The 19857-nt window shown below is 50.3% G+C and carries 23 protein-coding genes; 4 read left to right on the top strand and 19 right to left on the bottom strand.

Annotated features, from left to right (window positions below; translation table 11 throughout):
- Window positions 1-55: 55 nt before the first annotated feature.
- From JL719_RS08305 to JL719_RS08240, 14 genes are all read right to left on the bottom strand, one after another.
- Window positions 56-970 carry a 1-aminocyclopropane-1-carboxylate deaminase/D-cysteine desulfhydrase gene (locus JL719_RS08305; protein ID WP_225893064.1) on the bottom strand — a complete coding sequence of 305 codons (915 nt, stop codon included), beginning with the start codon at window positions 968-970 and terminating at the stop codon, window positions 56-58.
- Window positions 967-1785, bottom strand: a complete 819-nt coding sequence (gene folP, locus JL719_RS08300) for a dihydropteroate synthase (protein ID WP_033157402.1) — start codon at window positions 1783-1785, stop codon at window positions 967-969. The genes JL719_RS08305 and folP overlap by 4 nt, the downstream gene beginning before the upstream one ends.
- Window positions 1786-1916: 131 nt before the next feature.
- Window positions 1917-2135, bottom strand: a complete 219-nt coding sequence (locus JL719_RS08295) for a Nif11-like leader peptide family natural product precursor (RefSeq protein WP_033157401.1) — start codon at window positions 2133-2135, stop codon at window positions 1917-1919.
- 224 nt (window positions 2136-2359) lie between these two features.
- Window positions 2360-2848 carry a flavin reductase family protein gene (locus JL719_RS08290; RefSeq protein WP_033157400.1) on the bottom strand — a complete coding sequence of 163 codons (489 nt, stop codon included), beginning with the start codon at window positions 2846-2848 and terminating at the stop codon, window positions 2360-2362.
- A gap of 54 nt (window positions 2849-2902) precedes the next feature.
- Window positions 2903-4399, bottom strand: coding sequence for a lysine--tRNA ligase (gene lysS, locus JL719_RS08285; RefSeq protein WP_033157399.1), 1497 nt, complete (start codon window positions 4397-4399; stop codon window positions 2903-2905).
- A gap of 38 nt (window positions 4400-4437) precedes the next feature.
- A complete protein-coding gene (locus JL719_RS08280; RefSeq protein ID WP_256438970.1) occupies window positions 4438-4794 on the bottom strand; it encodes a DUF5615 family PIN-like protein in 357 nt (118 codons plus the stop codon).
- An 8-nt stretch (window positions 4795-4802) separates the two neighbouring features.
- Entirely contained in the window at window positions 4803-5033 is a 231-nt protein-coding gene (locus tag JL719_RS08275; protein WP_033157397.1) for a DUF433 domain-containing protein, read from the bottom strand.
- A 69-nt stretch (window positions 5034-5102) separates the two neighbouring features.
- The gene (locus JL719_RS08270; RefSeq protein WP_129871371.1) at window positions 5103-5336 is read right to left on the bottom strand and encodes a hypothetical protein; all 234 of its coding nucleotides are present in this window, start codon (window positions 5334-5336) and stop codon (window positions 5103-5105) included.
- A 51-nt stretch (window positions 5337-5387) separates the two neighbouring features.
- The gene (prfB, locus tag JL719_RS08265) at window positions 5388-6485 is read right to left on the bottom strand and encodes a peptide chain release factor 2 (protein ID WP_033157396.1); all 1098 of its coding nucleotides are present in this window, start codon (window positions 6483-6485) and stop codon (window positions 5388-5390) included.
- Window positions 6486-6570: 85 nt separating this feature from the next.
- Window positions 6571-7359 carry a prolipoprotein diacylglyceryl transferase gene (lgt, locus tag JL719_RS08260; protein ID WP_033157395.1) on the bottom strand — a complete coding sequence of 263 codons (789 nt, stop codon included), beginning with the start codon at window positions 7357-7359 and terminating at the stop codon, window positions 6571-6573.
- Window positions 7360-7454: 95 nt separating this feature from the next.
- Window positions 7455-7769: a non-heme iron oxygenase ferredoxin subunit gene (locus tag JL719_RS08255; RefSeq protein ID WP_033157394.1), complete on the bottom strand. Its 315-nt coding sequence runs from the start codon at window positions 7767-7769 to the stop codon at window positions 7455-7457.
- A gap of 36 nt (window positions 7770-7805) precedes the next feature.
- Window positions 7806-8567: a class I SAM-dependent methyltransferase gene (locus JL719_RS08250; RefSeq protein WP_051670113.1), complete on the bottom strand. Its 762-nt coding sequence runs from the start codon at window positions 8565-8567 to the stop codon at window positions 7806-7808.
- 19 nt (window positions 8568-8586) lie between these two features.
- Window positions 8587-9039 carry a Fe-S cluster assembly sulfur transfer protein SufU gene (gene sufU / locus JL719_RS08245; protein ID WP_033157393.1) on the bottom strand — a complete coding sequence of 151 codons (453 nt, stop codon included), beginning with the start codon at window positions 9037-9039 and terminating at the stop codon, window positions 8587-8589.
- Window positions 9039-10262 carry a SufS family cysteine desulfurase gene (locus tag JL719_RS08240; RefSeq protein WP_033157392.1) on the bottom strand — a complete coding sequence of 408 codons (1224 nt, stop codon included), beginning with the start codon at window positions 10260-10262 and terminating at the stop codon, window positions 9039-9041. The genes sufU and JL719_RS08240 overlap by 1 nt, the downstream gene beginning before the upstream one ends.
- A gap of 80 nt (window positions 10263-10342) precedes the next feature.
- Between JL719_RS08240 and JL719_RS08235 the strand changes: the two genes are divergently transcribed.
- The gene (locus tag JL719_RS08235; RefSeq protein WP_033157391.1) at window positions 10343-10903 is read left to right on the top strand and encodes a Uma2 family endonuclease; all 561 of its coding nucleotides are present in this window, start codon (window positions 10343-10345) and stop codon (window positions 10901-10903) included.
- Here JL719_RS08235 and sufD read toward each other — a convergent pair.
- From sufD to JL719_RS08210, 5 genes are all read right to left on the bottom strand, one after another.
- Complete coding sequence (gene sufD, locus JL719_RS08230) at window positions 10898-12187, bottom strand: Fe-S cluster assembly protein SufD (RefSeq protein WP_033157390.1); 1290 nt, start codon at window positions 12185-12187, stop codon at window positions 10898-10900. The two genes, JL719_RS08235 and sufD, sit on opposite strands and share 6 nt — an antisense overlap.
- Entirely contained in the window at window positions 12184-12933 is a 750-nt protein-coding gene (gene sufC / locus JL719_RS08225; protein WP_033157389.1) for a Fe-S cluster assembly ATPase SufC, read from the bottom strand. The genes sufD and sufC overlap by 4 nt, the downstream gene beginning before the upstream one ends.
- A gap of 579 nt (window positions 12934-13512) precedes the next feature.
- Window positions 13513-13938, bottom strand: coding sequence for a hypothetical protein (locus tag JL719_RS08220; RefSeq protein ID WP_129871370.1), 426 nt, complete (start codon window positions 13936-13938; stop codon window positions 13513-13515).
- 544 nt (window positions 13939-14482) lie between these two features.
- Window positions 14483-15931, bottom strand: a complete 1449-nt coding sequence (gene sufB, locus JL719_RS08215) for a Fe-S cluster assembly protein SufB (protein WP_033157388.1) — start codon at window positions 15929-15931, stop codon at window positions 14483-14485.
- A 15-nt stretch (window positions 15932-15946) separates the two neighbouring features.
- Window positions 15947-16396 (bottom strand): SUF system Fe-S cluster assembly regulator, encoded by a 450-nt coding sequence (locus tag JL719_RS08210; protein WP_033157387.1) that lies wholly within the window; start codon window positions 16394-16396, stop codon window positions 15947-15949.
- Window positions 16397-16715: 319 nt separating this feature from the next.
- Between JL719_RS08210 and JL719_RS08205 the strand changes: the two genes are divergently transcribed.
- The 3 genes from JL719_RS08205 to JL719_RS08195 all read left to right on the top strand — a co-directional run bounded on the left by JL719_RS08205 (window position 16716) and on the right by JL719_RS08195 (window position 19842).
- Window positions 16716-17396, top strand: coding sequence for a polysaccharide deacetylase family protein (locus JL719_RS08205; protein ID WP_225893061.1), 681 nt, complete (start codon window positions 16716-16718; stop codon window positions 17394-17396).
- Between the two features lie 165 nt (window positions 17397-17561).
- Complete coding sequence (locus JL719_RS08200) at window positions 17562-18521, top strand: glycosyltransferase (protein WP_033157385.1); 960 nt, start codon at window positions 17562-17564, stop codon at window positions 18519-18521.
- 58 nt (window positions 18522-18579) lie between these two features.
- Window positions 18580-19842: a putative O-glycosylation ligase, exosortase A system-associated gene (locus JL719_RS08195; protein ID WP_051670096.1), complete on the top strand. Its 1263-nt coding sequence runs from the start codon at window positions 18580-18582 to the stop codon at window positions 19840-19842.
- Window positions 19843-19857 lie beyond the last annotated feature (15 nt).

The following is a 19857-nucleotide window of genomic DNA, read 5'->3' as shown; positions in this document are numbered from 1 at the left end:
TTGAGTAATGACTCAATATCTATCTGATTTTTAACTGGTAACACGACAGGGAATATTACTTGCGCTTACCTTGCAAGCCGCCGGTATGGATTGCCACTATTCGCTGCCCGGCGGAGAAATAGCCCTTCCGAATTAAATCATAGAGCGCAAATAATAATTTTCCGGTGTAAATCGGTTCCAGTTCAATGCCGTGCCTGTGCTGAAAATCCTGCATAAACGCCAACAAAGCCGGCGTTGTTTTGGCAAATCCGCCGAAATGGTAATCCACTAAAATTCGGCAGTCCGCATGACTGTTCATTCCCCGTTTATTCAGCAATTGCTCGACATCGTCGATCAGAAAATCGCCACCCTTCAGCGCTGCCACACCGATAGCCTGTTGAGTTAGCGGCGAGGTAAGCAAACCTGCCAAAGTGGTGCCCGTGCCGCAGGCAACGGCCAGCGTATCAAAGCCGACGTCAATTTCATCGACCAGTTCGGCAACGCCTCGCAAAGCCAGGTCGGTGGCTCCGCCTTCTGGCAACCAATATTGGCCGGCCTGCAGTTCAGGTAAGCTGTCGTGACCTTTGTAGTCGCGCAATTGCCTGTAGTCGCTACGCGACACAAAACGCAGCTCCATGCCCCAATCAAGCAGATCATGCAGCGTGGCATTAAGTTGCGCGGGCCGCTCGCCACGAATATAGCCTATGGTTTTCAGCCCCAAGGTTTTACCGGTAAAAGCCAGGGCGTGTAAATGATTGGAATAGGCGCCGCCCATGCTGACGATGCAATCGACACCAGCGTATAAGGCATGATTGAGGATATATTTGAGCTTGCGCCATTTATTGCCGGAGATAATCGGATGTAGCAAGTCATCGCGTTTGATCCACAACTCCAACTGTCGGTCCGCTAATTCCGGGTCGTTAATCCTCGTCAGCGGCGATGCAGCCAATGTCGCCTGCAATACCTGTAGCTGCGGATGGAGATCGGTCACTGTGCCTGCTTGATGGCCCACGCCACATCCGCTGCCTGCCGGTTGGCTTTGACATCATGAACCCGAAACATTTTCACACCCGCCATCACTCCCAACGCCGTGGTTACGGCTGTCGCGGTAACCAGCTCGGCGGGTTCGCTGACATTGCAGATGCTGCCCATGAAGCGCTTGCGGCTGGTACCCAGCAACACCGGGTAACCCAAACCAACAAAGCTACGCAAATGTGCTAACAAATCGATATTGTCTTGCTTGCCCTTACCGAAACCGATGCCGGGATCTATCGCGATATTTTCCGGCAACACGCCGGCCGCTAATGCTTCGGCAACACGTTGTTGCAAAGCAGCGATCACATCGGCCAATACATTGTCGTAATGTGGCCTATCCTGCATAGTTTTGGGCGTGCCCTGCATATGCATCAGGATGATGGGAACTTGCGTTGTTGCCGCAAAAGCCAACATCTTAGGGTCGCCTTGGCCGGCCGAGACATCGTTGATGATACTCGCCCCCGCCGTCACCGCTGCTGCTGCAACCTGGCTTAAGGTGGTATCTATACTGATTTGAAATTGGGGATTGTTCGCACGGATCGCGTTAATCACCGGCACCACTCGGCGAATTTGCTCATCCGCCATAACGGGATCGGAGCCAGGCCGCGTCGACTCACCGCCGACATCGATAATATCGGCGCCTTCAGCGATCATTTTTTCAGCTTGAGCTATCGCTGCCGCCACGCCAGTAAATTTGCCGCCATCGGAAAAACTATCGGGAGTGACATTGAGTATCCCCATCAGTTGGGGAGCGTGGATAGCATTGAACATGTTTGAAAACTCCTCGATAGCCGCAAACGTGTAGTTTACCGTTGTCGAGTCGTTTTTAGAATTTACCGGCTGCCGTTTTGCCTTACCGATAACGGTGCCACCCCGCCGGGAGGCAGGATGGCACTCAATCGTTAAACTCTGAGCAGAGCTTTGGCAAGTTTTTCTGAAAGCTGTTCTTCAACAAATTGCGGTTCGTTGGGTGGATACAATTCCACTTCATCGATTTCGAACCCGTATTCCTTACCCAATAACAATAGCTCCTTGATTTTGAGACAGGCTTTCAGCTTTTCTTTCAAGCCCTCATCGCTTTTGGATTTTTCAGAAAATTCTTTGATAACCTTGATTGACATTGATAACTCCGTGATAACTCTGAAAGATGGATTAAATCCAATCTCTCCTAAGCAAAAAATCGGCCATATCTATATGACCGTTATTTTTCATGCGATTCATGGCGTTACAAATCAACAAACCCGGCAACAATCTCGTCTATTCACACACAATTCATGAGAAATTTGTCGGGTATACGACAATTGTCTGCTCTATCAAGCAACAATTCGCAACGAGGATTTTGGGCTTAATCTTGCGCCGCCACCGTGCGGTAAGCAGAATGATAGTAAAGCAAAGGCTCACCTTCCCGGCAAACCACGCTATCGACTTCACCGATAATCACCCAGTGGCTACCGGCCTGAACTTGTTGCACTACCCGACACTCCAGTACCGCCAGAGCTTCGTTCAAAATAGGTGCGCCATTTTCACCGGCTTGCCAAGCAATGCTGGCAAAACGCTGTTCTTGGGTGGTACTGCCGGCAAATTGATTGGAAACGTCTTCTTGTGCACTATTCAGAATATTCACGGCGAAGCGGCGGCTTTCCAGCAATGCAGCACCAGTATCGGTCGCTTGGTTGAGGCAGACCAATATTTGCGGCGGCTCCACGGACACGCTGCTAAACGCCGTGGCGGTCATGCCTCGGGGCTGATTATCGCGCCCTTGGGTTGTCACCACCGTCACACCGCTGGCCCATAATTTCAGGGCATTTTTAAATTCTTTGGCTTCAACGCTCATAATTTTCTCTTAGATCCAATAGCGATAACACGGCATAGTCGTCTGATTGTGACATCAGTTTTTGGGACGCATGTGCGGGAACAACAGCACGTCGCGAATGCTCGGTGAGTTGGTAAACAGCATCACCAAACGGTCGATACCGATGCCTTCGCCCGCGGTCGGCGGCATGCCGTGCTCCAGCGCGGTAATGTAGTCGGCATCGAAATGCATGGCTTCGTTGTCGCCAGCTTCTTTTTCCTCGACCTGTTTCTGGAAGCGCTCGGCTTGGTCTTCGGCGTCGTTCAACTCGGTAAAGCCGTTGGCAATCTCGCGGCCGCCGACGAAGAATTCGAAACGGTCGGTGACATGCGGATCGTTGTCGTTACGGCGCGCCAACGGCGACACTTCCACCGGGTAAGCAGTGATAAAGGTCGGATTCATCAAACGGTGTTCGACGGTTTTTTCAAAAATCTCGATCTGTACCTTGCCCAAGCCATAACTGTCTTTCACCGGAATCTTTAAATTCTCGGCAACTTTCACGGCCGCTTCGCGGGTCGTCAGATCAGCCAAAGTCAATTCGGGGTTGAAATGCAAAATCGACTCCAACACTGTCATCCGCGCGAACGGTTTGCCGAAATCGTATTGATCACCCTGATATTCGATCACCGAGCTACCGACTACATCTTCGGCGATGCCTTTCAGCATCGCTTCGGTCAGATCCATCAAGTCGCCGTATTCGGCGTAGGCTTGGTAGAACTCCATCATCGTGAATTCCGGATTGTGCCGGGTCGAAAGGCCTTCGTTGCGGAAGTTGCGGTTGATCTCGAACACCCGTTCGAAACCACCAACCACCAGCCGTTTCAGATACAGCTCCGGCGCAATCCGCAGATACAACTCCATATCCAGCGCATTATGGAAGGTAGTGAACGGTCTTGCCGTCGCGCCGCCGGGGATGACTTGCATCATCGGCGTTTCCACTTCCAGGAAGTCGCGCGCGATCAAAAATTCGCGGATGTAATTGACGATTTTCGAGCGCATCAGGAAGGTTTTGCGCGTCTCGTCGCTCATGATCAAATCCAGATAACGCTGACGGTATTTGATCTCTTGATCGGCAATGCCATGGAATTTTTCCGGCAGCGGCCGCAAGGCTTTGGTCAGCAGTCGAATGTCATCGACTTTGACGCTGAGTTCGCCGACCTTGGTTTTGAACAATACGCCTTCCGCACCGATAATGTCGCCGATATCCCACTTCTTGAACTGGTCGTTGTAAACACCTTCCGGCAGGTTGTCGCGGGCCACGTAGACCTGAATCTGTCCCGACATATCCTGTAAATGGCAGAAACTGGCTTTGCCCATAATACGCCGCGTCATCATCCGCCCGGCGATCTTCACCCGTATCGGTTCGGCTAATAATTCGTCTTCAGATTTATCGCCGTATTCGGCCAGCAATTCACCGGCCACCACATTGCGCCGAAAATCGGTCGGAAATGCGATACCTTCTTCGCGTAGGGCGTTTAGTTTTTCGCGGCGTTGTTTGATCTGTTCTTGTTCGTCGTGTTCGAGTTCTAACATTTTCAAAAATTATTAATAGAGATAAATTAGGCTTAAATTTAGCGACTTAAGGGCAACAACCTTACTCTTTCGCGCAATTCGTCGGCAACGATCAAAGCACCATTATCAAGCTCCGTTTTGAAGCGGTGCAACAATTCAATAGCTCTCGGTCCGAGCACTTGTGGTGAAATATTTTGGGTACGAATTTGAAACACGCTCGGTGCTTCCACACCGGTCAACGCTAACAGCGCGCCAAAATCCAAATCGTGGGTAAATACCACGGCTTCATTTTCCCTGGCCCATTTAAATAACTGAACGTCTGGAGCATCCGCAGGGCCGACTGTGGACCAGTGTACGGAATCGAACCCTGCTTGGTTTAGCACACCTGTCCAAGCAGGGGATAAATTCATGTCCAATAATATTTTCACGCGGCATTCAATGGTAACTCAATCTCCTCGGCTCTCCACGCGGCGAAACGAAGGGCTTCCGTAACATCATCGGCTTCCAAATAAGGGTACAACTCCAGTATCTGTTCGGTCGAATAGCCACTGGCCACCAAACCAACAAGCATTCCCGCTGTCACCCTTAGTCCTCGCAGACAGGGTTTTCCGCCCATCACCGTAGCGTCAAACGTAATCCGTGAAAAACCTTTCATAGTCCCTCCGACAGTAAATTCAGAGCTTGAAGTAAAGCGGGAGCGTTTCCCTATGATGCCCAGTGTGCGTCAATCAGTTTTAAGTAATGCTAGAATCGCAACAATTAGGCTTGCAAATGCTATCACCAAAGAAGCGATTGCGATTTTGTTGGATATTGTCGCTTGAGCTAAAGCACGCTCGGCCATGCGCCGACGTTCTTCTGCTCTAATCATTTCATGAACCCAAGGGTCTCCAGAATGCCCATACGCATCCACGAGTTCATGATCAGATAAAGATGAAAATTCGTTGTTATTTTGTGTCATTCAAACACACCACTCATGCTTTGGCGACGACGTAATTAATGATTATCAAACTTACAACCCGCTCTTCAAACTTGCTTCAATAAACTGATCCAACGCCCCATCCAACACGGCTTGGGTGTTGCCGGTCTCGACGTTGGTGCGCAGGTCCTTGATGCGGGATTGATCCAAGACATAAGAACGAATCTGGCTGCCCCAGCCGATGTCGGACTTGGAATCTTCAATCGCCTGCAAGCCTTCGCTACGTTTCAGCATTTCCATCTCGTACAGTTTGGCTTTTAGCTGCTTCATCGCGGTGTCTTTGTTTTTGTGCTGCGAGCGGTCGCTTTGACACTGGGTCACAATGCCGCTGGGGCCATGGGTAATCCGCACCGCTGATTCCGTTCTATTGACGTGCTGACCGCCAGCACCACTGGCGCGATACACGTCAATACGCAAGTCGGCGGGATTAATGTCAATTTCGACATCGTCGTCAATTTCCGGCGAGACAAATACCGAAGCAAAGGAAGTATGCCGGCGATTACCGGAATCGAACGGCGACTTTCGCACCAAACGATGTACACCGGTTTCGGTACGCAACCAGCCAAAGGCATACGGGCCTTCGAATTTGATGGTAGCGCTTTTGATGCCAGCCACGTCGCCCGGCGACTCCTCGATTAACTCGGTTTTAAAGCCTTTCGCTTCGCCCCAACGCAAATACATGCGTTCGATCATGGATGCCCAATCCTGCGCCTCCGTGCCACCGGAACCGGCCTGAATATCCAAAAACGCATTATTCGGGTCCATTTCCCCAGCGAACATGCGTTGAAATTCCAACGCCGCGACTTTCTTTTCGTACTCTTCAAGATCAGCAGCTACGGTATCAACGGTGTCCTCGTCGTTTTCTTCCACCGCCATCAACAGCAATTCTTCAGCGTCAGACAGGCCTTGTTCCAGTTCCAGGATAGTGTTGACGATGCCTTCCAGCATCGCCCGTTCCTTGCCCATGGCTTGCGCTTGTTCCGGTTTATTCCAGATCGCCGGATCTTCCAGCTCGCGCAGCACTTCCACCAAACGCTCACTTTTTGTATCGAAATCCAAATAGCTTTTCAGCCCTGCGCTACGCTCGCGCAGGTCGGCTATCTTGTATTTAATGGGATTAATTTCTTGCATGAACTCTCAAAACCGAAACGGATACCCCAACGGGGCAGCATACGCCGGGCAACCCCGGCGATTGAAAGCGTGGAATTATAAACGATTAAGCGACAGGCTTGGGCTGATGGTTTTTCATAGCCCAAACGATACAGCCAATGCCGGCCAGCACGAACGGCACACTGAGTAGCTGGCCGGTGGTGAACATCACCCCGGTATCGTACATGGCTTGCTCGGTTTTAAAGTATTCCAGGACAAACCGCACGCTGAACAGCATGCTGATGAAACAGCCAAACACAAAACCGGGCTTATCTGCGTGTTTTTTATAAATCGCCAACGAAATCCCATAAATCAGCAGATAACACGTCGCTTCATAAAGCTGTACCGGATGACGCGGTAACGGATCAATCCGCGCAAACACCACGGCCCAGGGTTGCTCTGACGGAATCCCTAAAATCTCGGAATTGAAGAAATTGCCGAGGCGAATCAGCGCGCCAGCCAAGGCTGTGGGAATACTGACACGATCCAACAACCAGAAATACCCGTCGCCATATTTACGCCGATATAAATACAAAGCCAGAATGATACCCAGCGTCGCGCCGTGGCTGGCCAACCCACCTTCCCAGACTGCCAGAATTTTTAATGGATGCGACAAATAATAAGCAGGATCGTAGAGCATGGTATGACCCAGGCGCGCACCGACGATGGTGGCGATCACCATGTACCAAAGCAGCGTGTCCAGCTCTTCGATGTTTTTGCCCTCGCGTTGATAAATCCATTGCATGGTCAAAAAACTGCCGACAAAGCCCGATGCGAACATCAAGCCGTACCAACGGATTTTCAAGAAGCCGAAGTCGACGAGAATAGGGTCTATATTCCAGATGAAGTGTTCCATGATGATGCGGGAGTTGTTACGGTTGAATCGCGAAAGAGCGGGAATTCTAACGCCGACTGGCTTTTTTCGCCGTTTATCTTTTGCCTGGCGCCGTTTTAGTTCGGATTCTCGACTTGTATCCGGCCGTCAACTATCCGTACCGCAAAAGTAGCCACATCTTCGTAAGCCGGCGCACATTTTACCGCGCCGGTTTTCACACAAAACCGGGCGCCGTGGCGCGGGCAAACAATTTCGTCGCCATCCAGCTCGCCACTGGCGATTTCAGCGCCATCATGGGTGCACACATCTTCGATCGCATAACATTGATCGTCGATTTTGAAAATCGCCACATCGGTACCGTCGACATCGACCACCACATGTTCGCCGTTTGCCAGTGCCGATTCTGCTACCACATCAATCCAATCGGTCATTCTTACCTCGTTCGGGTTTAAGTTTCGTCTGGAAATTCATTTCAGATAAACATCGTATCTGAGCAATTTGCCCTGATAGCTTTCGCTGGGCTTGCCGCCCAGCGGCTCCGCATAGTCGGGACTTTTAACGACCACCCGCTTGCCGGCAGCCTGCCAGGCCGCCACGAACAAATCGGCCCTATCCAGGTCATCACCCAATATGTCGCGCAGTATCGCCATGGATTTGCGCGTCGCCGCGGTTTGCTTGCGCTTGGCGGGAAACATCGGGTCCAGATAAATACAATCCGGCTTTTCCGATAAACCGCCCAGTAATTCGATGGCGTTTCCGACCAGTAATTCGGGCGTTTGCAACTTCCGGTTCAGCACCCAATCCTTCTGCGCCAGACGCTGAAAACCGTCGGCAATCAATTCGGCCATCACCGGCGAGCGCTCGATGCAGTTCACTTGATAACCCATGCGAAACAGCGCCAAGCTGTCCTGCGCCCAACCGGTAGTGGCATCGACAACGGTTTTGGTTTTCTTGCCGATGGCCTGCGCCAACAAGTCTTTTTTGGGCGCTGGATAGGAATGCTGTTCGCCGGGACGCGGATCGACATCGACTGCCAAACCACCCTTTCTCAGGGTTTGTTTATCCAGTAACTTCAGACAAGCATCCCGATAACAAAGGAAGAACGTTTGCGGCAATTCGGCGGGTAAGCTCTGCAAAGCCAGCAAGGGCCAGCCCAAGCGTTCGGCAAGCGCCTGACTGGCGGATAAAACCGAGTCATCGGCATAAACTACCGTCCCCTGTTCGGACAAACTCGTCACGCGCGCCGAATTACTCGGTGGAAATCGACTGGGCTTCGTTTTTCAAAGCGGCATCCAAGGTATGCCAAGCCAAAGTCGCGCACTTCACCCTGGCGGGATATTCGCGCACGCCGGCCAACACCGCCAGCTTACCGATGGCCTCCAGATTGATTTCCTCGGTTTTGCCGGTGGTCATTTCATGAAATTGTTTGAATAAGGCATCGGCCTCGGCTTCGGTTTTGCCCTTGACTATTTCGGTCATCAACGATACGGACGCCGTGGAAATCGCGCAACCGGAGCCTTGAAAACTGGCGTCGCTGATCACGTGATCGTCGATTTTCAAAAACAAAGTCAGCCGGTCGCCGCATAGCGGATTAAATCCTTCCACTTGGCGATTGGCATCCGCCATCACCCGGAAATTGCGCGGATTGCGGTTGTGGTCGAATATGACCTCTTGGTATAGATCGCGTAAATCTTCAAACATTAGCCAAACACCTCTATTAGGGACTTGATGCCTTGCATCAACACATCGATTTCTTGGCGGGTATTGTACATGGCAAACGAGGCCCGCGCCGTCGCCGGTACACCGTAAAAGTCCATCACCGGCATCGCGCAATGATGGCCGGCGCGGATGGCGATGCCCAAACTGTCGAGCATGGTGCCGATGTCGTGCGGATGAATTCTATCCAGCGTGAACGATAAGATGCCGCCCTTGTGCGCTGCCTGGCCGATGATGTTCAGGCCATTGATTTGTTCGGCTTGCTGCGTGGCGTAAGCCAGCAACTCGGCTTCATAAGCAGCGATGTTGTCCATGCCAATACCGCTGACGTAATCGATAGCCGCACCCAAACCGATAATTTCGGCGATGGCCGGCGTGCCGGCTTCGAATTTATGCGGCAGACCGGCGTATTCGGTTTTTTCGAAAGTAACCTGCCGAATCATGTCACCACCGCCTTGATACGGAGGCATCGCTTCCAACAGCGCTTGCTTACCGTAAAGCACACCGGTGCCGGACGGTCCGTAAAGCTTGTGGCCGGAAAACACGTAAAAATCACAATCCAGGGCTTGCACATCCACCGCCATATGCGGAATCGCCTGAGCACCATCCAACAATACCGGAATGCTTTTGGCATGGGCTGCGGCAATAATCTGCTCTACCGGATTGATCGTACCCAGCGCATTGGACATCTGGGTGATCGCTACCAGTTTGGTATTGGCGTTCAACAATTGCTCAAACTCGTCAAACAACAACTCCCCTTGCTGATTCATCGGCGCGACCTTCAGCACCGCACCGATCTGCTGGCAAAGCATTTGCCAAGGCACGATGTTGGCGTGATGCTCCATTGCGCTGATGACAATTTCATCGGCGGCTTTGAGTTGCGATTTGCCGTAACTCTGCGCGACCAGATTGATCGCCTCGGTCGCCCCGCGCACGAAAATAATTTCCTTAGTGCTGGCGGCATTGATAAACGCCCTGACCTTTTCCCGCGCCCCTTCAAACTTATCCGTGGCGCGGACGCTTAAGGTATGTACGCCGCGATGGATGTTGGCATATTCATGGCTATAGGTGTGCACGATGCTGTCGATGACCGCTTGCGGCTTTTGGCAACTGGCGGCGTTGTCCAGATATACCAGCGGTTTGTTGCGGACGGTTTCGCCGAGGATAGGAAAATCGGCGCGGATTTGTTCGATTGGAAATATGCTCATCGCTAACTGTTTGGTTTAATTGATTTCGTCTGTACTAAACACTAGAATCGAGAAAGTCGATTCGCTAATGGGATAAAACTATGGTCGCCGTCTTTCCGCAAAAACACCTTACTGACATCGCCGAGTGGCACCGCATGGGCGAAGCCGGAATTTTTCCGCCCGAAAGCCGCTTGGAACTGATTGAAGGAGAAATTCTCACTATGGCGCCGATAGGATTCAATCATGCTGGCCACGTCAATCGCTTAAATCGTATTTTTGCCAATTTATGGAATCAAGGTGTAGCCGTCCGCATACAAAGCCCACTCCAATTGGGCGACCTTTCGGAACCGGAGCCGGATTTGACTCTAGTCAAACCAGATGCCGATGATTACACGACCCGCCACCCTGAAGCCGCCGACGTCTTATTACTAGTCGAAGTCTCCGACAGCACACTGCGCTTCGACCGCACTCAAAAACTGCGGCTGTATGCCACCCACGGCATTAACGAATACTGGATCGTCAACCTGATCGACCAATGCCTGGAAGTGTATCGGCAACCGCAAGACGGCGACTATCTGGATCGATCCGTGCTGACAACCGCCGATAGCATCGATCTGGTGGCGTTACCGGCGCTTCAGGTCTCGGTAGCGGCTATCTTATAAACTGATCGCCGGAAACCGCACCAATAGCTGCTCCAACAGCAAGGCTTTCAATTCGGCATTGTCGACCTTATCGACCATCTCGTTGGCAAACGCAAAGGTCAGAATGTTTCGGGCCGCCTCTTCATCCAGGCCGCGCGATTGCAGATAAAACACCGATTTTTCTTCCAACTGCCCTACCGTCACCCCGTGCGAACATTTCACATCGTCGGCGTAAATCTCCAACTGCGGTTTGGTGTCCACTTCGGCATCCGCCGATAACAGCAGGTTGCGGTTGTTCATTTCCGAATCGGTGCGCTGCGCATCTTCGGCCACGATCACCCGGCCTTGAAACACCCCGCGCGCCTTGTTATCCAACACGCCTTTATAAAACTCGCGGCTAATGCCGTGTGGTTTTAGATGGTTGATACGGGTATGGTTGTCGATATGCTGACGCTTGCCGGCCACGAACAAACCATTCAACGAACATTCCGCTGCGGTATCCAAATCGCTATGAATATCGCTACGCGCCAGCCCGCTGCCCAAGGCAAAATTGTGATGGTTAAAGCGGCTATCCCGCGCCTGCTTCAGATAGGTGCCACCAAAATGCTGGGCTTTTTCAGTTTCCAGCTGCACTTTGTACAATGTCAAACCCGCATTGCTGCCCAGCAGACATTCGTTAACCGAGGCTGTGAAATAGCTATCGACACTGCCGACATAGGTTTCGATGATTTCCGCTTCGGCTTGCTCGTTGATCACCAGCAAATTACGGGTCGCCGCCAATGCGTCGGCTTGGGTAACCACATGCAAAATCTGCACTGGTCTGTCCAATTGCTGTTTGGCCGCCACTTCAATCACTACGCCGTCGCTAAACCAAGCGTTATTAAACGCCACCAAATTGTGTTCGGCGCTAGTCACCGCCTGACCCAAGCGGCTTTCCAGCCAAGCCGGATTGTCTTGCAAAGCCTGTTTCAGACTGGACACAGACACTTTGCCAGCCAGGTCTTGCAGCCGCGACAAGGACGCGGAAAATTGGCCATTAACCAACACCACACCGGCGGCATCCTCCAAACGGTATTGGTTCAACCAATCTGCATCGACAACTTGGCTGGCACTGGGTGCAAACACGGTTTTATTCAGCGCCGACAGATTGGTATAGCGCCATTCTTCTTCGCGGTTGCCGGGAAAACCGTTGACCGCAAAAGTTTGCAGGGCCTGATTTCTGAAACCTTGCAACCAAGGCAAATCCAGGCCCGGCAAGCTCGCCGCCAAGCCGGAATATTCTGTTAAATACGCTGCACCGCTCATGCCGCTTGCCCTTCCAGCCAGCTATAACCACGCTCTTCCAATTCCAGCGCCAGTTCCGGCCCACCGGATTTGACGATCTTGCCGTCGGCCAACACGTGCACCACATCGGGCTTGATGTAATCCAGTAAGCGCTGGTAATGGGTAATCATCAAGAACGAACGCTCGGCGGAACGTAGCGAGTTAACGCCCTCGGCGACGATACGCAGCGCGTCGATGTCCAAGCCCGAATCGGTCTCGTCGAGGATGCACAGCTTCGGTTCAAGCACTGCCGCCTGCAAAATTTCGTTGCGCTTTTTCTCGCCGCCGGAAAACCCTTCGTTAACCGCGCGATACAAAAATTTCTCGTCCATCTGCAACAGTTTGACCTTGCTTTTGACGATGGTCAGAAAATCCATCGCATCCACTTCCGGCAAGCCGTGATGCTTGCGCATCGCATTCAGTGCCGCTTTTAATAGATAGATATTGCTGACGCCGGGTATCTCGACCGGGTATTGAAACGCCAGAAACACCCCTTCGCGGGCGCGGATTTCCGGGGCCATCTCCAGCAAATCTTTGCCGTTGTAGGTCACGCTGCCTTCGGTGACTTCGTAACCGGGCTTGCCGGACAATACGTGCGACAAGGTGCTTTTACCGGCACCGTTGGGGCCCATGATGGCGTGGACTTCGCCTGGGTTTATGTCCAGGGTTAGGCCTTTTAATATGGGTTTATCGTTGATGGTTACGTGGAGATTTTTGATGCTGAGCATACGTTTAGTCACCTAAGTTTTTTAAATAATTCCGAACCTTATCGTTCCCACGCTCCGGCGTGGGAACGCAGTCGTCGACGCTCCAGCGTCACCATTGGCCTGGCTAGGCTTTTAAACCTAGCACTTAAATCTTTGTTTTTGTGTCGCTATCGCGACGGTGTTTTAAAGTCGGGTCTCGGCCCGACAGCCGAGTAACTTTTCTTTGTTTGGCCAAAGAAAAGTCACCAAAAGAAACGCCACCCGGATGCCGCTTATTCCCTGCGCTCCTCGCTTTTGAACGGGGTTGCCGAAAGGGGCTTCCTGCCCCTTCGGCAACGCGCCGCATCCATGCGGCGCCCCTACGGGCTGATCCGCTCAAAAGCTCCGGTGCTCGGCGCGGCATGCGGGAATAAAACCATCCCGAAAATTAAAGCTATATATCGAAATAGTAGGTTCGATTAGCGAAGAGTAATTGGACAGATTTTTAAAACTCGAATTATTAGCTAAATAGCTAAAAACTTATTTCAAAAAATAGAAAAATTAATTCCTTATTCAAACTCATTCATCCCATTACGCTTCACTAATCGGAACTACGCTGCCTCAAATGTTTCCCCATAAGGCCCATAAAACTTTTTTACTAGGAGTTAACTCTCTGGCGCTTTTTTGCCACAAAGCATGTTGCCTACCAAACTCAACATTATCAATTCGACCTTTTTGTACACTATCGGATGCTGAATTAATATTATTAAGCAGATTGAGGACACAATCACCTGAATCTTCATGTTTCAAAAAATATAGATCACCTGCAATATTATTAAATGTCCGAAGGCCTTCTGTATGAGATACGTTCACATTCCCAAGATCACCCGTCCCCGGCATATATTCGATTGCCCTAATAATCCTTAAAACCTCATTTCTAAGATCTGAGAATCGTGAGTACCTTGTAACAATCAAACCAGTATAAAGACCACTAACAAGACCTATTGGAATCCCAAGAAACAAACTTATAATTGAATCTAACGACATAATAAAAACCAATTATTATTAAAATAATCATAGCTCATAGATGTGCTGAATTTAGTAAAGCGCATCTGTAGCGAACGATGCGCCTCCTATCGTCTACACATCCTACAAATTCTTTCAACATCAAAAACATCCAACTGCTTTAAATCCGCGACTGGGTTACTCCCGTTATTCCGCCCCGAGCATCGCAGCTTTTGGTGAGATCAGCCCGATAGGGGAGCGGCAGGGATGCCGCTCGTTTTCGGAGGGCCAGGGATGGCCCTTCCGAAAACCCTCGCCAAAAGCGAGAAGCGCAGGATTAAGGCGGAATATCGGGTGGCCTTTTCTTTGGATACTTTCTTTTGGCCAAGCAAAAGAAAGTATCTCGGCTGTCGGGCCGAGACCCGACTTCAAAACAACCCGTCGCGACAGCGACACAACCCCTAAAGACGCTGGAGCGTCCAACCCCCGCATTCCCACGCCGGAGCGTGGGAACGATAAAAACAAAAGCCGCCGTGTTGGGTTACGGCTACCGCCTAACCCAACCTACAAAACCGCAAAAACCCTTTTAACCAACCGCCCCTTCCAAACTAATTCCCAACAACGCCTGCGCCTCAACCGCAAACTCCATCGGTAATTCCTTGAACACTTCCTTACAAAACCCATTAACAATCATCGACACTGCATCTTCGGCAGACAAACCACGCTGCTGGCAGAAGAACAATTGATCTTCGCTGATTTTGGAAGTGGTCGCTTCATGCTCAACCTGAGCGGTCGGCTGTTTCACTTCCACATAAGGAAAGGTATGCGCGCCGCATTTATCACCCACCAACAGCGAATCACACTGGGTATGATTGCGGGCGTTTTCGGCGGACTTGGCGACCTTGACCAAGCCGCGATAGGTGTTTTGCGCCCTGCCAGCGGAAATACCTTTCGACACGATGGTGCTGCGGGTGTTCTTGCCGACGTGGATCATCTTGGTGCCGGTATCGGCCTGTTGCAGGTTGTTGGTCAAGGCTACCGAATAAAATTCGCCGACCGAGTCATCACCCAGCAATACGCAGCTTGGGTATTTCCAGGTAATCGCCGAGCCGGTTTCAACTTGAGTCCAGGACACTTTGGAGTTATGCCCACGACATTCGGCGCGCTTGGTGACGAAGTTGTATATACCGCCTTTGCCGTCTTTGTCGCCCGGATACCAGTTTTGCACGGTGGAATATTTGATCTGGGCGTTGTCCAAAGCCACTAACTCCACCACTGCCGCATGCAACTGGTTTTCATCGCGCATCGGTGCGGTGCAGCCTTCCAGATAAGACACATGCGAGCCTTCGTCGGCGATGATCAAAGTCCGTTCGAACTGGCCGGTGTTGGCGGCGTTGATACGAAAATACGTGGACAATTCCATCGGACAACGCACGCCTTTGGGTATGTATACGAAGGAACCGTCGGTAAATACTGCGGAATTCAACGCGGCGAAAAAGTTGTCGCCGGTCGGCACTACGCTGCCCAGGTATTGTTTGACCAGTTCCGGGTGTTCTTGCAAGGCTTCGGAGATCGGACAGAAAATCACCCCGGCGTCTTTCAATTTGCCTTTGAAGGTAGTAGCTACCGACACGCTGTCGAACACCGCATCCACCGCAATTCCGGCCAGTCTCTCCTGCTCGTCCAAAGGTATGCCGAGCTTTTTGTAGGTATCCAATAATTCCGGATCGACTTCGTCCAGGCTTTTAGGACCCGCTTTTTTTGATTTGGGCGCGGAGTAATAGCTGATGGCTTGATAATCGATAGGATCGATCTTGAGTTGCGCCCAGTCTGGCGACGGCATGGTCTGCCAATGTCGAAAGGCTTTCAGCCGATATTCCAACATGAACTCCGGCTCGTTTTTGACTTGTGACAGTCGACGAATCACATCTTCGTCCAAACCCGGCGGAAAGGTATCGACCTCCAACTCAGTCACAAAGCCTTGTTTGTATTCCTGACTAATTAATTGTTCAATTTCTTGGGCACTAGTAGACATAATCGTTTTCAATAATTAGCGAAACAACTGGTTAACCGGAATCGAGACTTCGTCCGGCTGCTTAAACGGCATAATCAGGTCGGCTAAAGTAACCGACTCGAGCGCGTTGGCGATTTTTTGGTTGATCAAATGCCAATTGCCTTGTATCCGGCAACCGCTGGCTTGATCGCAACCCTTGTGCGATGCCGAGCACTCGGTCAGCGCAATCGGCCCTTCCAAAGCACTAATCACGGTTGCCACGGTAATTCGGCTCGGCTCTCTAGCCAACGCATAACCGCCCTTGGCACCCCGCATGGAACTCAACACGCCGGCCTTGAGCAATATTTTTAATATTTTGCTGACTGTAGGCTGCGCGATGCCTGTCGCTTCTGCGATCTCCAGGGCACCGTGCACGCGACTTCTGTCTCTGGCCATATAGCTCAAGATAACCGTGGCATAGTCCGTCAACTTACTCAGCCTTAACATTACACTCTCTTTTCATTTAGGACCATTTTAGTCTTATTTAAATCCTGAGTAAATAGCTTGGTTATTAAAAATCTTACTTTCGCATGGACACCTTATTTTGGGTTTTCGTGCACTGCGCTATCTGGCTTAGCATCCCGGAAAAACAGCCTGAGATAACTTTTCCCTGAAAATCTTGGTTTTTTGCAATACACTTATTTTTAAGGAACGAAACATAAGCCATTTGATAAAAGCCATGTCCCAAACTCGCAGCCCTATTGTTTTGATGTATCACGGTACGCCCGACGCTCAACCCGAGTCGCATTACTCCATAAGCGCGGACTTGTTTGCGAAGCATTTGCGGTATCTACAGCAAGAAGGTTGGACAACGGTTTTGTTCAAAGACTTGCAAAGTGCCAAATCGCTACCTGAAAAAAGTGTGGTCATTACTTTTGATGATGGCTACGAAGACAACTATTCGGGGGCTTTTTTGCCTCTGATGGCGCTTGGGATGAAGGCCACATGGTTTATCGCTACCGATTGCATCGGCGGTCATGCCCATTGGCTAGGCAAACCATCTACTCAGACACGGATGCTAACGGCGGAACGCTTGCTTGAAATGCATACAGCCGGAATGGAAATTGCCTCGCACACCTGCTCGCATCCAGACCTATCCTTACTCAGCTCCGACCAACAACAATCCGAACTTTCAAAAGCCAAAGCTGTCCTCGAAGATTTATTGTCAACCCAAGTCAGCAGCCTGGCCTATCCCTTTGGCAGATTCAACTCGGATTCAATCACCCTAGCCGAACAGACAGGCTATAGCATGGCTTGCACCACCCGCCCCGGCTGGTTTGATAGCGAACCAAACCCTTACCTAGTTAGGCGTATTGCCATATTCTCCGGCGACAGCGTCAGCACACTAGCCCGCAAACTAAACTTTGCGGACAACGACGTATCGTGGAAAAAGATGACTCGCTACTATGCGAACCGTGTTTGGGATAAACTGCGTCATACGAGTTGATGACAAATACCAATGCAGCGTTTAGCGTCGCTATGAACCAACAGCGATAAACAGCGCATAAATTCGTCCCCACCAGAATTCAATACTTTTACGCCGAGCCTAAAACCCTAAGAACATGACTTTGCCCGGCAACTCTTTACCACTCTCTGCATTTAGATATCGAAAATGAGCCTGGAAAAAGCCTCTAAAAAGCTCACATTCGCTTTTTGCACCTACAACCGAGCGGAAAGACTGGAGAACCTGGTCTTTGCCATGCGCGCACAATCTTGTCCGATTCCATTTGAAATTCTTGCTGTCAACAATAACAGTAGCGACGCGACAAGCGATGTATTGAAACAACTTCAGCAACTACCCGGCCCGACGCTCCGCTGGGTGCACGAGCCCAACCAAGGCATAGTCGCAGCGCGCAACAGAGCCATACAAGAGGCAATCAATTCCGACATTCTGGTGTTTATCGACGACGATGAACTACCTTTAACCGGACTTTTAGAAACCGTTACACACGCATACTTCAGCGAAGGCGCCGAATGTGTTGGCGGACGAATCGATATAGACTTTACGCACCATAAGCGTCCGGAATGGCTTGACGACGAATTGTTGGGATTTCTAGGTGCGCTAGATCACGGCAAACAAGCTTTCTGGATAGAAGACAGCACCACACCGGTTTGGGCCGGCAACATTGCATACGACATGGCGATATTCCGAAACGATCCGGCATTGCGCTTTGATCGCAGGTATGACCGCAAAGGTAAAACCATAGGAGGAGGCGAAGATGTGATGATGTTTAATGTGCTGCTCCAGCAAAAGCGCCGAATACGTTACCGCCCGGACATGGCAATACTTCACGCCGTCGAACCCTGGCGACTGCGGCGGCGCTACTTTTTAGATGTTCATTTTCTGGCCGGCTATCGCGGAGCGATTAATGACTTTCCGGTCTACCATCGCACCTACCTGGGCATACCGCCATTCTTAATCTCGCAAATTGTCCGCCAAACTTGGCAATGGCTTGCCTTGGCATTTACCGCAAAACATAGCCTGCGCCAGGCAATGAATGTCAGCTACTCTCTCGGACAAATATGTGGCTGTTTTTCACGTTGGAAAAACAAATTATTAATAAATAATTAAATTAAGCTGTCCATTAAAAGCTTAGTTAAATGCATTAAAACCTACTAAATTAAACTCCGTGCGCGACATAGTTGTTCTTATTTTTCTGATATGCTGCATAGTTGCCGCATTAAAAAAACCATGGTGGGGAGTGCTATCATTAGCAATATTCAGCTACTTGAATCCGCACGCCTATGCCTGGGGAGCGGTACGTTCGCTACCGGTATACTATGTGTTATTTTTGGTAGTTGTTGTCAGCACGTTCAACACCAAAGATAAACAGCCCATCCCTAAAGATTGGCGAATTTCAGTTTTTATAACACTTTGGTTCTATTTTATATTTACCACAACCCAATCGCCTTTACAGGATATTGCCTGGGAAAAATTTTTGTTCGTCTCTAAGGTATTTGTGCCATTCTATTTCACATGGGTACTCATCAATACCAGAGAAAAACTCTATTATTTGATTTCCACCATAGGCGCCTCTATCGGCCTTGTTGCAGTTAAAGGTGGTATATTTGCCATCCTAACCGGCTTTGGTCACCGCGTATACGGCCCCCCCAATACGCAATTCGAAGACAACAATTTATTTGCCGTTGCGATGTTGATTGCAGTGCCATTGCTACTAGTATGGGAAAAAGAAGTACGGAAGAGCTGGCTTAAAAAAGGAATATTGCTATCCATTCCTATCATTTATGCCGCTTCATTATCATCATGGTCGCGAGGCGCACTACTTACCATGATCGCTCTGACGTTTACGCTGATCTCAAACAGCAAACGTAAATACTTGATGATACCCCTGGTAATCGGCGGTACATTTTTTGTAATCCCCTATTTGCCTGAAGAATGGTTCGGACGCATGCACACTCTGGAAACCTATGAGGAGGACGCATCCGCCATGTCACGTATCGAAGCATGGACAGATGGCTGGAATCATGCACTAAGCCACCCGTTTACCGGGGCAGGATTCGATGGCTGGATACATGTCACGATGCGGGATTGGCACAGTTCTTACGTAGAAATGCTTGCTGAGCATGGCTTTATTGCATTCGGATTATGGATTTCGCTGATACTGGGTAGCGTTCTTGGCTTAACCCGTTTATCGAGTCAAGCGAAACGAGTAGAAGGCATGGAATGGGTACGCCATTACAGCCTAATGGTCAGAACCTCGATCATTTGCTATATGGTTGGCACCGCTTTCCTCGGTTTATCCTACTGGGATTTGATTTATCATTTAGTATTTATATCGATGTTAATTAAAAAATTCGCATTACAAGAGTTTTCGGAAAAAGCACGCACAAATGAACAGCAGTACAAAAAAAATCGAAATATAATAATTTAGCCACCAATCATACTC

The sequence above is a fragment of the Methylomonas sp. LW13 genome, assembly GCF_016865255.1.
GTDB lineage: Bacteria > Pseudomonadota > Gammaproteobacteria > Methylococcales > Methylomonadaceae > Methylomonas.
The sequence above is the reverse complement of the archived record's forward strand: the minus strand, read 5'-3'. Positions and strand labels throughout refer to the sequence as shown.

Coding starts and splice junctions, on each gene's coding strand:
- folP (WP_033157402.1), bottom strand. CDS start 1,785: ATGTTCAATGCTATCCACGCTCCCCAACTGATGGGGATACTCAATGTC.
- JL719_RS08295 (WP_033157401.1), bottom strand. CDS start 2,135: ATGTCAATCAAGGTTATCAAAGAATTTTCTGAAAAATCCAAAAGCGAT.
- JL719_RS08290 (WP_033157400.1), bottom strand. CDS start 2,848: ATGAGCGTTGAAGCCAAAGAATTTAAAAATGCCCTGAAATTATGGGCC.
- lysS (WP_033157399.1), bottom strand. CDS start 4,399: ATGTTAGAACTCGAACACGACGAACAAGAACAGATCAAACAACGCCGC.
- JL719_RS08275 (WP_033157397.1), bottom strand. CDS start 5,033: ATGAAAGGTTTTTCACGGATTACGTTTGACGCTACGGTGATGGGCGGA.
- JL719_RS08270 (WP_129871371.1), bottom strand. CDS start 5,336: ATGACACAAAATAACAACGAATTTTCATCTTTATCTGATCATGAACTC.
- prfB (WP_033157396.1), bottom strand. CDS start 6,485: ATGCAAGAAATTAATCCCATTAAATACAAGATAGCCGACCTGCGCGAG.
- lgt (WP_033157395.1), bottom strand. CDS start 7,359: ATGGAACACTTCATCTGGAATATAGACCCTATTCTCGTCGACTTCGGC.
- JL719_RS08255 (WP_033157394.1), bottom strand. CDS start 7,769: ATGACCGATTGGATTGATGTGGTAGCAGAATCGGCACTGGCAAACGGC.
- sufU (WP_033157393.1), bottom strand. CDS start 9,039: ATGTTTGAAGATTTACGCGATCTATACCAAGAGGTCATATTCGACCAC.
- JL719_RS08240 (WP_033157392.1), bottom strand. CDS start 10,262: ATGAGCATATTTCCAATCGAACAAATCCGCGCCGATTTTCCTATCCTC.
- JL719_RS08235 (WP_033157391.1), top strand. CDS start 10,343: ATGGTCGCCGTCTTTCCGCAAAAACACCTTACTGACATCGCCGAGTGG.
- sufD (WP_033157390.1), bottom strand. CDS start 12,187: ATGAGCGGTGCAGCGTATTTAACAGAATATTCCGGCTTGGCGGCGAGC.
- sufC (WP_033157389.1), bottom strand. CDS start 12,933: ATGCTCAGCATCAAAAATCTCCACGTAACCATCAACGATAAACCCATA.
- JL719_RS08220 (WP_129871370.1), bottom strand. CDS start 13,938: ATGTCGTTAGATTCAATTATAAGTTTGTTTCTTGGGATTCCAATAGGT.
- sufB (WP_033157388.1), bottom strand. CDS start 15,931: ATGTCTACTAGTGCCCAAGAAATTGAACAATTAATTAGTCAGGAATAC.
- JL719_RS08210 (WP_033157387.1), bottom strand. CDS start 16,396: ATGTTAAGGCTGAGTAAGTTGACGGACTATGCCACGGTTATCTTGAGC.
- JL719_RS08200 (WP_033157385.1), top strand. CDS start 17,562: ATGAGCCTGGAAAAAGCCTCTAAAAAGCTCACATTCGCTTTTTGCACC.